Origin of the sequence: Luteibacter jiangsuensis, assembly GCF_030812295.1 — a bacterium.
Classification (GTDB): Bacteria; Pseudomonadota; Gammaproteobacteria; order Xanthomonadales; family Rhodanobacteraceae; genus Luteibacter; species Luteibacter jiangsuensis_A.
Genome location: NZ_JAUSSK010000002.1, coordinates 168,406 through 181,832, shown reverse-complemented (window position 1 = coordinate 181,832; position 13,427 = coordinate 168,406). Strand labels below are relative to the sequence as shown.

The following is a 13,427-nucleotide window of genomic DNA, read 5'->3' as shown; positions in this document are numbered from 1 at the left end:
TTTACCGGATGGCCGATGCCGCTCCGAGACGATCCTCGCGGGCCGGCCAGAATTCAGCTTCGGCAAGGACCGACCCAGGGCGATGAAGCTCCTTTTCACGAACTTCCACGACGGCGACGGCGGCGGTCACACCACTTACATCATCGGCCTGGCGCAAGGGCTTGCGGGCCGCCATGAGGTGCATGTCGCCGCGCCGCCCGGCAGCCGCCTCAACCGCGAAGCGCGCGCGATCGCCGGTGTGCGCGTACTCGACCAGCCGTTCCCGAACGGACTCGGCCGTCTTCCGGCACGTCGTCGTGCGCGGCGGCAGCTTGCCGATTACCTGCGGAGCGAGCGGTTCGACCTCGTCCATGTGAATGGCTCGGCGGACCATCGGCTGGTCATGTCGGCCGCGCGTGGCATGCGGCCTCGTCCCCCCATCGTCCTGACCAAGCACAACTCGAAACCCATGACCGGCCCCGGACATGCCTGGCGCTCGCGCTTCGGCACCGACCAGGTCATCGCCGTGTGCGACTTCGTGCGGCGCCAGTTGCTGGCCTCTCCTTACAAGCGTTGCCGCGTGGCCACGGTCTTCAATGGCGTGGACATCGACCGGTTCACGCCGCGCGAACCGGAACCGGAGCAGCGTGCGGCGTGGCTGGCGCCGGACACCGGGACCGGCCCCCTGTTGATCGGCAGCAATGCCGGTACCGCGCGCTACAAGGGCTGGATGGATCTGGTCGAAGCGATGGCCTCGCTGGCGCCGGACGAGCGCGCGCGCCTGCGGGTGGTTCTCGCCGGCGGGATGCCCGGCGCGGAGGACCTCGCCCGGATCGAGGCGCTGGGTGTCGCGCCGCAGGTCCATTTCACGGGCCGGTTGGCCGATGTGCGCCCGATGGTGGCCGCGCTGGATGCGGGCTTCGTCTTGTCCTGGGACGTCGAGACGATCTCGTTCGCCTGCCGTGAAATGATGGCGATGGGCAAGCCGGTACTGGTCAGCGACTACGCGGGTCTTCCCGAGAACATCCGCCAGGGCGAAGACGGCTGGGTCGTGCGGGCACGCGACCGGGCGGCCATCGCCGACGCCTTGCGTGCCTTGCTGGCCGCGCGCGCATCGCTTCCCGCGATGGGCGCCGCCGCACGCGCCCATGCGCAGGCCGAGTTCGGGATGGATCGCTTCGTGGATGCCACGGAAGCCGTCTATGCGGCGTTGATGGCGGACTTTTCCAACAGGGCGTAGTACATGCCGTCGAGGTCACCGTCGCCCGGCAGTATCTGCCAGCCCACGGTGGCGGCTTGCCCCACGGGCAAGGTGAATGGCACGGCGACGGCATCGTCGCGGCCGGCCAGGAAGGCCGCGACCACGCCTTCGTTCTCCCGCCGCAAGAGCGAGCACGTGACGTAGAGCAGGCGCCCGCCGGGCGCCAGGACGTTCCAGCAAGCAGCGAGGATGCGTTCCTGCTGCGGAACCAATGCGTCGATGTCGCCCGCCCGCCGATGCAGGCGTACGTCGGGCCGGCGGCGGATCACGCCCGTGGCCGAGCACGGCGCATCGATCATCACGCGGTCGAAGAGACGTCCGTCCCACCAGCTCGTGGTGTCGCCCGCGTCGCCGACGATGACCTCGGCCTCGAGGCCCAGCCGCTCCAGGTTCTGCCGGATACGTGGCACACGGTGTGCCTCGGATTCCACCGCGACCAACGACACCGTCGCCCGCTCCAGCACATGGCAGGCCTTGCCGCCTGGCGCAGCGCACGCGTCGAGTACGCGTTGGCCGTCGGCGAGGCCGAGCAGGTCGGCGGGAACCTGTGCGGCGCCGTCCTGCACGGCGAAATGGCCCTGGGCGAAACCGGGCAGGCGGGTGATGTCGGTGCTGTGCGGCAGGATCAGTCCGTCGTCCAGCCAGGGATGGAGATCGACCTCCTGGCCGACGGCACGCAAGGCTTCCGCCACTTCGGCGCGTGCCACGCGGCGGCGGTTCGCGCGCAACATCAGCGGTGGTTCCATGTTCGCGGCGGCGAGGACGCCGTCGACCTGCGCCGGCCAGTCGCTTGCGATCGCTTGCGCCAGCCACGCGGGGTGCGCATGGCGCGTGGCTGGCACGGCATCGAGTTCGGCCAGCAAGGTTTCGCGTTCACGCTGCCACCGGCGAAGCACCGCGTTGACCAGTCCGGCGAGTCTTGGCCGGCGCAATTCGCGAACCGCCTCGACCGTGGCGGCCACGGCGGCGTAGCCAGGCAACTCCAGAATTTCAAGTTGCACCAGCCCGGCGACCAGCAGTGCATGCACGACGGGTTCGCTGCGCCGGATCGGCTTGTCGAGCAGGCGATCGAGCGCCGCGTCGAAGCGAGGCCACCAGCGGGCTCCCTCGTTGAGCAGCGCGGTGAGCAGGGCGCGGTCGCGTGAATCCGGCAGTCGGGGCAGGGCGCGGTCGGCGACCTCGCGCAGCGAGTGCCCGGAAAGGGCGATGTCGGCCAGGGCTTCGGCCGCCAGGGCGCGTACCGAGATGGCGCGGGTCACGAGGCGGCCCGCTTCAGCTCCGGCCGGGCGTTGAGGTAATCCGCCGCGCCGATCCGGCGCCCGCCCGCCCGTTGCACGGCGGTGAGTCGCAGGGTGCCTTCCGCGCAAGCCACGTCGATGCCTGCCCGGGAAGCCGCGATCACCTCTCCGGCGGGCACGCCGGGAACCCCCTCGATGGCGCGGGCGGACCAGACGCGCAGGCGCTCACCCGCGACATCCGCTTCGGCGACTGGCCAGGGATCGAAGGCGCGAACCTTCCGCTCCAGTTCGGTTGCCGGCAGGGAAAAATCGAGGCGGGCTTCGGCCTTGTCGAGCTTGTGCGCGTAGACCACGCCTTCCTCGGGCTGGGCCCGAGGGGTCAGGGTTTCGCCAGCGAGCGTCCTGCGCAGGCCTTCGGAGAGTGCGTCCGCTCCCAGGGCGGAAAGCCGGTCGTGCAGGCTGCCGCCGGTGTCGTCCACGCCGATCGGCGTGCGCCGCTCGACCAGTACGGGGCCGGTGTCGAGGCCTGCCTCCATCTGCATGAGGTCGACACCCGACTCGCTGTCGCCGGCGAGGATGGCGCGCTGGATCGGCGCGGCGCCGCGCCAGCGCGGCAGCAGCGAAGCGTGGACGTTCCAGCAGCCCAGCCGTGGAATGGCCAATACCTTGCGCGGCAGGATCAGGCCATACGCGACGACGACCATGAGGTCGGGAGCGTATGCCGCAAGCCGCTCGCGGTCGGCTTCGGCCTTGAACGATTCAGGCTGCTCGACCGGAATGCCGGCGGCGAGCGCGGCATCCTTCACCGGGCTGGCGGCCAACTTGCGGCCGCGGCCGGCGGGCCGGTCGGGCTGGGTGTAGACGGCGACGACGTCCGCGCCCGAGGCGCGGCAGGCCTCGAGGCAGGGCACGGCGAACTCGGGCGTTCCGGCGAACACCACCCGCAGGGAACGGCCGGCCACGGTCAGGCGCTTGCCTTGCGCTGTTTTTCCATCCGCTTGAGCAGCATTCCGCGTTTCAGCGGCGACAGGTAGTCGACGAAGACCTTGCCGGCGAGGTGGTCCATCTCGTGCTGGATGCACACGGCCAGGGGGCCTTCCACCTCGATCAGGATCTCCTTGCCGTCGACATCCTGGGCGCGGACCTTCACGCGCAGGGCGCGGGTCACGTCCGCGTAGATGCCCGGGAACGACAGACAGCCCTCCTGGTAGACCTGCTGGCCGTCCTTTTCCAGGATCTCGGGGTTGATCAGCGCCAGGGGCGCGTTGCGGTCGTCGCTCATGTCGGCGACGAGCACGCGCTTGTGCACGTTGACCTGGGTGGCGGCGAGGCCGACGCCATTGGCGGCGTACATGGTTTCGTACATGTCGGCGACGAATTGCTTGAGCTCGGCGTCGAAGACGGTGACCGGGGCGGCGACGGTGCGCAGGCGCGGGTCGGGGAATTCCAGGATGGCGAGGGTGGACACGGTGTCACCTTGAACGTTCACGGGCCGCTGCGGCGCCTGTGCCCGGATTTGCGGGCAAATCGGCGAAATCCAAGCAACGGCGTCTGTAGGATGGCCCGGTATTCTACGCCCGCGCCGGGGACCGGGCGAGCAGGCTTACGTATTGTGCCCGTTAACGATTCAGTTACACTCGCGACAGCACCGGGGAAGGGGGAAAACCCGCCATGATCAAGAAGTTCGCCATGCTGCTTGGCGGCATGTTTTTTACTGTGGCCGTCTATGCGGCGGCGGCCCAGATTCGTCCCGATCACCCCGACACCTACACGGTGCGCCGGGGCGACACCCTTTGGGACATCTCCGCCCGCTTCCTCAGCAAGCCCTGGCTATGGCCTGAAATCTGGCAGGCGAATCCGCAGGTGCGCAATCCGCACCTTATCTATCCGGGCGACGTGCTCAACCTGTCGATGACCGGAGGCGGCCCGCGCATCGGCCTGCAGCCGCGCGTGCGCACCGATGGCGACGCCATCCCGGCGATTCCGCTCAGCGAGTTGCGCATGTTCCTGAAGGAGCTGCGGGTGATGGACGCCGATGAAGTCGAGCGTTCGCCGTACCTGGTCGGCTTCGAAGAGAACCACCTGCGCGCGACGCCGGGCAACAAGATCTACGCCCGCGACCTCGATGCCGCCCAGCCCGGCCAGCGCTGGGCCATCGTCCGCCCGACCAACCGTTTCCGCGACCATGGCGGTTCGGACGGTAACGTCGACATGATTGGCAACCCCTCGCACGGCTCGTTCGTGGCCGACGAACTCGACAGCGACGTCTCCATGGCACCGAGCCCGTGGCGCGAGGATTCGCGCCACGACACGCATACGGGCAAGGGCGACGATCGCGGGGTCGAGGTATCGGTGATCGGCACGGCCGAGGTCATCGCGACCAATGGCGACGTCTCCAGCCTGGTTCTCGTCGACTCCACCCTCGAGGTGCGCAAGGGCGACCGCCTGATGCCGGTCGAGGACAAGCCATACGATCCGTATTTCTATCCGCACGCGCCGAAATCGATGCCGGCCGATCCTCGTGTGATCGGTTTCACCGACGCCCTGAGCGGCGTGGGCAGCCGCCAGGTCATATCCATCTCGGCGGGATCCGCGGATGGCATCGACAATGGCACGACCTTCACGGTGATGAGCCAGGGCGAGAAGATCCCCGACGAGGTCAGCGGTAACTACAACCGCCGCGACACCTCGCGCAAGGTGCAATTGCCCGACGAATTCGGTGGCCACATCATGGTGTTCCGCACCTTCGACCACGTCAGCTACGCGCTGGTGATGGACGCGCTGCGTCCGCTGAGGAAGGGCGACCGCCTCGTCCTGCCGGAATGACGCAGAAAGGTGGGGGCCGCGAACCGGCTCCCACCGCTGCGCCCACGCCTCACCTGAATTGGTGGCCTGTTCCGACAGGCACTTCATGCGTGCCCTCTAAACTGCGCGGATGACCGACTCCGACGACCTCCGCGACTGGTTGATCCTGCTGCGCACCCCCGGCCTGGGGGCCCGGCGCATTCGTGAGGGCCTCGTCGCCCGCGGCGATGCGGCCTCCCTGCTCCGCTGGCTGACGCGTCACGCCGAGGCCCTCGACGGCGAGGGCCGGGCCTGGATCGAGCAGCCGGACGAAGCGGTGCTCGCCCATGACCTCGCCTGGCTCGCCGGCGACGACCAGCGCCTGCTTCGGTGCACGGAGGAGGATTTCCCGCCGCAGCTCGAGGCCATTCCCGATCCACCGGCCGCTCTTTTCGTCAAGGGCGACGCGTCGCTGCTCCTGCGCCCGCAGGTAGCGATCGTCGGCGCCCGGCGGGCCCAGGCCCCCGGTCTGGCGAATGCGCGGCGCTTCGCCGCCGAACTCTCGGCTGGCGGGCTGCTGGTCACCAGCGGCATGGCCGACGGGGTCGATGGCGCGGCGCATGAAGCCGCATTGGACGCGGGCCAGCCCACCGTGGCGGTGATCGGCACCGGACCGGACAGGGTCTACCCCCGAAAACACCATGCCCTGGCCCGGCGCATCGCCGCCCATGGCGCGATCGTGAGTGAATATCCGCCGGGGACGGCCGCGTTGGTGCATCACTTCCCCCAGCGCAACCGCATCATCGCCGGCTTGAGCCTGGGAGTGGTGGTGATCGAAGCGGGGCGCCGCTCGGGTTCGCTCATCACCGCCCGGCAGGCCGGCGAACAGGGGCGGGATGTCTTCGCGCTGCCCGGATCGATCCACAACCCCTTGGCCGAGGGCTGTCATGCCCTCATCGGGGAGGGCGCCCGCCTGGTCCAGAAGCCCGATGAAGTCCTGGCCACGCTGGCACCCGCGGCCCTCGAACTGGGCGCGGAATTACGCGCCCGGCTGGAACGGGGGGAGGGGCCGACCGGGGTCGGCCGGCGCAAGACCGGCCCGTTCGATTGGCGTCAGGATGAGGAATATCGCCGCCTGCTCGACGTCATGGGGTACGATCCCGCCTCCCTCGACGCCTTGGTGGACGCGACGGGCATCGCTCCCGGAGCGCTGTCGTCGATGCTGCTGATACTGGAACTCGAAGGCGAAATCGCGGCGCTGTCGGGCAACCGCTACCAGCGCATGGTCTGATCGCCGACGCTTGACAGCCGTCACGGCGATATGTTTCCAACTAAATATATACATACGCTGGGGTCAACTCGCCCCCGCGATCCTCGGAATCGGTAACGCATGGCAAAGAACCTTCTCATCGTCGAATCGCCGGCCAAGGCCAAGACGATCAACAAGTACCTGGGAGCCGACTTCCAGGTGCTGGCGTCGTATGGCCACGTCCGCGACCTTCGGCCGAAGGAGGGCGCCGTCGACCCCGAACACGGCTTCGCCATGGCCTACGAGGTGATCGACCGCAACGAGAAGCATGTCGACGCCATCGCCAAGGCGGCACGGGCGGCCACCAGCATCTATCTCGCGACCGACTTGGATCGCGAAGGCGAGGCCATCTCCTGGCATATCAGCGAAATCCTCCGCGAGCGCGGCCTGCTGGAGGGCAAGGACGTCCAGCGCGTGGTGTTCAGTGAGATCACGCCGAAGGCCATCAAGGAGGCCGTGGCCAACCCGCGCAAGCTTTCGCACGACCTGGTCGATGCCCAGCAGGCCCGCCGGGCGTTGGATTACCTCGTCGGCTTCAACCTCTCGCCCGTGCTCTGGCGCAAGGTGCAACGCGGCCTGTCCGCCGGTCGCGTGCAATCGCCGGCACTGCGCATGATCGTCGAGCGTGAACTCGAGATCGAAGCCTTCAAGGCGCGTGAGTACTGGACCATCCAGGCCAACCTGACCCATCCGGACGGCGCGTTCGACGCCCGCCTGGTCCGCCTGGACGGGAAGAAATTCGAGCAGTTCGACCTCACCAACGAGGCCGATGCCATGGCGGCGCGCGCCGCGCTGGAGAAAGCCGCCGCGGGCCGCTTCACCGTTGGCGAGGTCACCAGCAAGGAGCGCAAGCGCCGTCCGGCGCCGCCCTTCACCACGTCCACCTTGCAACAGGAGGCCGCGCGCAAGCTGGGCTTCTCCACCAGCCGCACCATGCGTATCGCCCAGGGCCTCTACGAGGGCGTGGGCTTGGGCAGCGAGGGCAATGTCGGTCTCATCACGTACATGCGTACCGACTCGGTGGCGCTCTCGGAAGACGCCGTGGCCGAATTGCGCGACCTGATTGGGCGCGAATACGGCAAGGGAGCGTTGCCAGACGCCGTCCAGGTCTACAAGTCCAAGTCGAAGAACGCCCAGGAAGCGCATGAAGCCGTGCGCCCGACCTCGGCCATGCGCACGCCCCGCAGCGTCGCCTCGTTCCTCAACGACGACCAGCGCAAGCTCTACGAATTGATCTGGAAGCGCACGGTCGCCTGCCAGATGGTTCATGCCACGCTGAACACGGTTTCCGTGGAATTTCCTGTCGGTGATTCGGCTTTCCGCGCCAGTGGCACCACCGTGATCGATCCCGGCTTCCTCGCCGTGTACGAGGAGGGCCGCGACCAGAAGAACGACGACGAAGACGAGCAGCGCCGCCTGCCCCGCCTCAAGCAGGGCGACGTGGTGCCTGTCTCGCAGATCGTGGCCGACCAGCATTTCACCGAGCCGCCGCCCCGCTTTTCCGAGGCCAGCCTGGTCAAGACGCTGGAGGAGTACGGCATCGGTCGCCCCTCGACCTACGCCAGCATCATCCAGGTGCTGCTCAGCCGCGAATACGTCCTGCTCGAAAGCCGGCGCTTCAAGCCCACCGACGTGGGCCGCGCGGTCAGCCAGTTCCTCTCGGGGCACTTCGCCCAGTATGTCGATTACGATTTCACCGCCCGCCTCGAAGACGAGCTGGATGCCGTGAGCCGTGGCGAGGAGGCCTGGGTGCCCTTGCTCGAACGCTTCTGGCTGCCGTTCAAGACCCTGGTGGACGACAAGACGGAGTCGGTCGACCGTAACGAGGCCACGGGCGCCCGCGAGCTTGGCAACGATCCGAAAACGGGCAAGCCGGTGTCGGTGCGCCTGGGGCGCTATGGCGCCTACGCCCAGATCGGCAGCAAGGACGACGAAGCCAAGCCCACCTACGCCAGCCTGCGGCCCGGGCAGAGCATGCACACCATCACGCTTGAAGAGGCGATGGAGCTGTTCAAGTTGCCGCGCACCCTGGGCAAGTCCGAAGCCGGCGAGGACGTCACCGTCGGCATCGGCCGCTTCGGTCCGTTCGTGAAGCAGGGCGATACGTATGCTTCGCTCAAGCCCGAGGACGACCCGTACGTCATCGAGTTGCCGCGCGCGCTGCAGCTGGTGCAGGAGAAGCTGGAAGCCATCGCGAACCGGACGATCCTCGACTTCGGCAACGGCGTGCAGGTGCTCAACGGCCGCTACGGCCCTTACATCACCGACGGCGAGAAAAACGCGCGCATTCCCAAGGATCGCGATCCGAAAACGCTCACCGAGACGGAATGCGCGGAATGGCTGGCCGCTGCCCCGGTGAAGAAGCCCCGTGGCGGTCGCGCGGCCAAGAAGACCGCGGCGAAGAAGACTGCCACCAAGAAAGCCGCCACGAAGAAAGCGGCCACCAAGGACGCGACAGCCGTGAAAAAGACGGCCGCGAAGAAGTCGCCCACGAAGAAAACCGCGAGCAAGAAGACGACGGCGAAGAAGGCAGCCACAAAGAAGACGGCGACCAAGGCCGCCACGAAGAAAGCCGTCGTGAAAAAGACAACGAACAAGGCGACCGCGCCCATCGCCGACTGACATGCGTCGTTTCACGCTGACCGACATCGAACAGGCCGCCTCGCTCCTGCGCGAAGGCGGCGTGCTCGCTTATCCCACCGAGGCCGTCTTCGGCCTCGGTTGCGATCCTCACGACCGCACCGCCTTCGAACGACTTTTCGCGCTGAAGGGCCGGCCCTACTCGCAAGGCGTGCTTCTCATCGCCGCCGATTTCCTGCAGGTGGCGCCGTATATCGACCTGACGAAGATTTCCGCGAAGGTGCTGGAACAGGTGCTTGCCTCCTGGCCCGGCCCGAACACGTGGATATTCCCCCGCAGCGCCCACGTCCCCGAGTGGGTCGCCGGCACCCATGCCGGCATCGCACTACGGATCACGGCCCACGCGCCCGCTGCCGCTCTGTGCAAGGCCTTCGGCGGCGCCGTGGTGTCGACCAGCGCGAACCCCCACGGCGAGCCGCCGGCACGTGACCTGCCAACATTGGAGCGTTACTTTGGTGCCCGGCTCGACGGCGTGCTGGACGCTGAACTCGGCGGCCTCGACCGCCCGACGGTCATCCGTGACGCCCTGAGCGGCGCTATCATCCGCGCCTGATAGGGGGAGAAGCCGTTGTCGTCGAACGTATTTGAGATTGCCGGACGGGCTCCCGGCCCACGGCTGCCCTTGCTGGTGGGCTCGTTGTCACGGCCGGTCGCGTGGCGCGCCGGACTGCCCGTCAGCGCCGCGGTGTTCCTCGGCCACGTACGCCAGGTGGCCTCGCTCCTGCCGGACGCCGGCGGTGCGGTGAACCTGTGTGAAGACCGCTATGCCTTCCTGGTCGCCTTCGCGGCGCTGGTCGTGCGCGGCCAGACCAATCTTCTTCCGCCATCGCGCGCGCCGCATGCGGTCGACGAAGTGATGGCCGGGCACCCCGGCTCGTATGCGATCGGCGAACTCGACCTGTCGCCCGCCCCGGCCGGATACGTACGCATGCCGGCGCTCGATGACGGCATGCCCGAGGAAGTGGAGGTACCGATGATCGCCGCCGACGCGGTGGTCGCCATCGGCTACACCTCCGGTTCCACCGGCAAGCCCAAGCCCAACGCGAAGACGTGGGGCAGCTTCGTGGCCAGCAATGCCGGGAACGCGAGCATGCTCGGGAAGAGTATCGGCAAGGCGTTCGATCTCGTCGCCACCGTGCCGCCGCAGCACATGTACGGCATGGAGATGTCGGTGCTCATGCCCCTGCTTTCCGAGGTGAGCGTGCACGCCGGGCGGCCGTTCTTCCCGGCCGATGTGGCGGCGGCGCTGGCGACGATGCCTGAGCCGCGCGTCCTCGTGACCACGCCCGTACACCTACGCGCTCTGGTGGAATCGGGCGTGGCCCTGCCGCCGCTGGCGGCGTTCGTTTCGGCGACGGCACCCATGCCGGTCGAACTGGCGACGACGGCGGAGGATCGCTTCGACGCGCCGTTGTATGAAGTGTTCGGCTCCACGGAGACCTGTGTCTTCGCCAGCCGCCGTACGTCGACGGACGAGGAGTGGACACTCTATCCGGGTGTCACGTTGCATCCGCAGCCCGATGGCACGCTGGTCGATGCCCCGCAACTGGCGGAAGCGATCGCGCTGGCGGACATCGTTACCTTGCACGGCGAGGGCCGCCTTTTCCGCTTGCGCGGCCGTAACAGCGACCTGCTGGAGATCGCCGGCAAGCGCGCCTCGCTGGGCGACTTGAACCGGCGCCTCCTTGCCATCGACGGCGTGCGCGATGGCGTGCTCTTCCAGCTTGACGAGGCCGACTCGTCGGGCGTGCGCCGCATCGCCGGTCTCGTCGTCGCGCCGGCAATGACCGAGCAGGCGGTGATGACGGCCTTGCGTAACGCCATGGACCCGGTCTTCCTGCCGCGTCCCTTGCGCCTGGTCGATGCGCTGCCGCGCAACGAAACCGGAAAGCTGCCGCGCGGCCCATTGCTGGCGATCCTGTTCGCGCGCTGAAGCGCGGTCAGCGGGAGCCGAACGCGCCCATCGTCTCCAGTATCTGGCGCGCGATCGCCACCCGGTTGCCGCCGTCCTCGGGCTTGGCGATATCGATGTTCAGCGCGAAGAACCAGCGCTTGCCGCCGTGCTCGACCCAGCCGACATACCAGCCGATATCGTCCGCCTTGGCCGGATCGGCGTTGTTCTGGGCCCCGTGCGTTGCCCAGCCCGTCTTGGCATGCAGCACATAGTCCGTGCCGGCTTCGTAGATCGTGATGCGTCGCGCGATCTCCTGCGCGCGTGCCGAGAAGGGCAGCGTGCCATCGGCCAGCCGCCGCAGGAAAGCGACCTGTTGCTCGGCGGAGATACGCAATGCGCCGTCCAGCCAGAACCTGTCGATACCTCCACCGATATCGCGGTTGCCGTACCCCGCCTTGTCGACCCACGACTGCATCCGTTGCTGCCCTGCCCGGCGCGCCACTTCCTGGTACAGCCATACCGTGGAATAGCGCATGCCACTGGCGAGGCTGTTGGCGCGATTCCATTCGACCATCGGCTTGCCGCCCATGCTGCGGACCTTGCCATCCCAGGCGATCGGGTCGAACTCGTCGGCGACCGCGCCGGTATCGATGGCCACCATCGCGTTGAATATCTTGAACGTGGAGGCTGGGATGTAGGGCTTGCGAGCGCGTGCCGCGTCGAAAACGTGCGTCGTTCCCGAGCCCTCCTCGTACACCAGGAGGGTTCCATGCACGTGGGCATCGGCGAAGACTTTGCCCCACTCCGGATGTTCCTGCCATCCGGCGGCGTGGGACGAGGTGGCTAGCACGAGGGCGAACAGTGCGGTGAGCAGGTAGGGCAGGCGAACCATGCGGGCGATCTCCTTGGACTGGGGCGTCGAGCTTCCATCCGCCAGGGGCAAGGCGCGGGGCCCTGGTGTGGCGTTTCGCGGGCAGTGCCCGAGGACGCCGGGTAGAATAGAGGGTTCAACGTCTGGAGATACCCCATGAAAGTCCTCGTCATCGGCGGCGGCGGGCGCGAGCACGCGCTGGCCTGGAAGCTTGGCCAATCCGCGCGCGTGGACGAAGTGATCGTGGCTCCCGGCAACGCGGGCACGGCGCGTGAGCCGGGCATGCGTAACGAAGCCGTGGCGGTGACCGATATCGAGGGCCTCGTGGCGTTGGCGAAGCGCGAAGCGGTCGGCTTGACCGTGGTCGGTCCGGAAGTTCCGCTGGTCGCCGGCGTGGTCGATCGCTTCGCCCGCGAAGGGCTGCGCTGTTTTGGACCCAGCGCGGCCGCGGCGCAACTCGAGGGCAGCAAGGCGTTCGCGAAGGATTTCCTGGCTCGCCACGCCATTCCCACCGCGCACTATGCCGTGTTCACCGAACTGGCTCCCGCGCTGGCGCATGTGCGCGAGAAGGGTGCGCCGATCGTCGTCAAGGCCGACGGCCTCGCGGCGGGCAAGGGCGTGGTGGTGGCGATGACCCTCGACGAAGCCGAGGCCGCGCTGCACGACATGCTTGGCCAGCAAGCCTTTGGCGATGCCTCGTCACGTGTGGTGATCGAAGAATTCCTCGACGGGGAAGAAGCCAGTTTCATCGTGATCGCGGACGGCAAGCACGCGTTGCCGATGGCCACGAGCCAGGACCACAAGCGCCGCGACGACGGCGACAAGGGTCCTAACACCGGCGGCATGGGTGCCTACTCCCCCGCACCCGTCGTCACCGACGAGGTATCCGCGCGCGTGATGCGCGAGATCATCGGGCCAACGCTCGCCGGCATGGCGACGGACGGCGTGCCTTTCACCGGGTTCTTGTACGCAGGGCTGATGATCGACAAGGCGGGCGCGCCGAAGGTCATCGAATACAACGTCCGCTTCGGTGATCCGGAAACCCAGCCGATCATGTTGCGGCTTACCTCGGACCTGGTCGACCTGGTCGAGGCGGCGCTCGACGGAGAGATCGCCCGGGCCACGGCGACGTGGGACCGTCGTCCTTCGCTCGGCGTGGTGCTAGCCGCGGAAGGCTACCCCGGCAAGGTCCGGGCAGGCGACGTCATCGAAGGTGCCGCCGCCGATTTCGGTGCGGACGTGAAGGTGTTCCACGCGGGGACGGCGGAAGGTGCGGACGGCATGCCGGTCACCGCGGGAGGCCGGGTGCTGACCGTGTGCGCCCTGGGCGACGACCTGGGCCAGGCGCGCGAGCGCGCTTACGCCGCGTTGGGCTCGATCCATTTTCGCGGCGCCTTCTGTCGCCATGACATTGCCCATCGCGCATTGGCGCGCGGTTGAATCGAAGGCCG

11 protein-coding genes are annotated in these 13,427 nt (G+C 67.9%); 7 read left to right on the top strand and 4 right to left on the bottom strand.

Annotated elements, in window-relative coordinates:
* Positions 1-82 precede the first annotated feature (82 nt).
* Positions 83-1,219 (top strand): glycosyltransferase, encoded by a 1,137-nt coding sequence (locus J2T07_RS06205; RefSeq protein WP_306848273.1) that lies wholly within the window; start codon positions 83-85, stop codon positions 1,217-1,219.
* On the opposite strand, the gene rsmB is transcribed toward J2T07_RS06205, so the two are convergent.
* Genes rsmB through def form a run of 3 tightly spaced genes read right to left on the bottom strand, consistent with a single transcriptional unit; the run spans position 1,180 to position 3,946 of the window.
* A complete protein-coding gene (gene rsmB, locus J2T07_RS06200; protein ID WP_306848272.1) occupies positions 1,180-2,499 on the bottom strand; it encodes a 16S rRNA (cytosine(967)-C(5))-methyltransferase RsmB in 1,320 nt (439 codons plus the stop codon). The two genes, J2T07_RS06205 and rsmB, sit on opposite strands and share 40 nt — an antisense overlap.
* Complete coding sequence (gene fmt / locus J2T07_RS06195) at positions 2,496-3,440, bottom strand: methionyl-tRNA formyltransferase (protein ID WP_306848270.1); 945 nt, start codon at positions 3,438-3,440, stop codon at positions 2,496-2,498. Before fmt ends, rsmB begins: the two co-directional genes overlap by 4 nt.
* Before the next feature lie 2 nt (positions 3,441-3,442).
* Positions 3,443-3,946, bottom strand: coding sequence for a peptide deformylase (def, locus tag J2T07_RS06190; RefSeq protein ID WP_306849496.1), 504 nt, complete (start codon positions 3,944-3,946; stop codon positions 3,443-3,445).
* Positions 3,947-4,149: 203 nt separating this feature from the next.
* Here def and J2T07_RS06185 point away from each other — a divergent pair, with 203 nt between their 5' ends.
* The 5 genes from J2T07_RS06185 to J2T07_RS06165 all read left to right on the top strand — a co-directional run bounded on the left by J2T07_RS06185 (position 4,150) and on the right by J2T07_RS06165 (position 11,144).
* A complete protein-coding gene (locus J2T07_RS06185) occupies positions 4,150-5,304 on the top strand; it encodes a LysM peptidoglycan-binding domain-containing protein (RefSeq protein WP_306848268.1) in 1,155 nt (384 codons plus the stop codon).
* Positions 5,305-5,413: 109 nt separating this feature from the next.
* Complete coding sequence (gene dprA / locus J2T07_RS06180; RefSeq protein WP_306848266.1) at positions 5,414-6,553, top strand: DNA-processing protein DprA; 1,140 nt, start codon at positions 5,414-5,416, stop codon at positions 6,551-6,553.
* Between the two features lie 99 nt (positions 6,554-6,652).
* Positions 6,653-9,193, top strand: a complete 2,541-nt coding sequence (locus J2T07_RS06175) for a DNA topoisomerase I (protein ID WP_306848264.1) — start codon at positions 6,653-6,655, stop codon at positions 9,191-9,193.
* A gap of 1 nt (position 9,194) precedes the next feature.
* On the top strand, positions 9,195-9,764 hold the full coding sequence (locus J2T07_RS06170; RefSeq protein ID WP_306848262.1) for an L-threonylcarbamoyladenylate synthase: 570 nt from the start codon (positions 9,195-9,197) through the stop codon (positions 9,762-9,764).
* 15 nt (positions 9,765-9,779) lie between these two features.
* A complete protein-coding gene (locus tag J2T07_RS06165) occupies positions 9,780-11,144 on the top strand; it encodes an AMP-binding protein (protein WP_306848260.1) in 1,365 nt (454 codons plus the stop codon).
* A gap of 7 nt (positions 11,145-11,151) precedes the next feature.
* Here the strand turns inward: J2T07_RS06165 and blaOXA are convergent, their stop codons facing one another.
* Positions 11,152-11,997, bottom strand: coding sequence for a class D beta-lactamase (blaOXA, locus tag J2T07_RS06160; RefSeq protein WP_306848258.1), 846 nt, complete (start codon positions 11,995-11,997; stop codon positions 11,152-11,154).
* Positions 11,998-12,132: 135 nt separating this feature from the next.
* Here blaOXA and purD point away from each other — a divergent pair, with 135 nt between their 5' ends.
* Positions 12,133-13,416 (top strand): phosphoribosylamine--glycine ligase, encoded by a 1,284-nt coding sequence (gene purD, locus J2T07_RS06155; RefSeq protein WP_306848256.1) that lies wholly within the window; start codon positions 12,133-12,135, stop codon positions 13,414-13,416.
* Positions 13,417-13,427 lie beyond the last annotated feature (11 nt).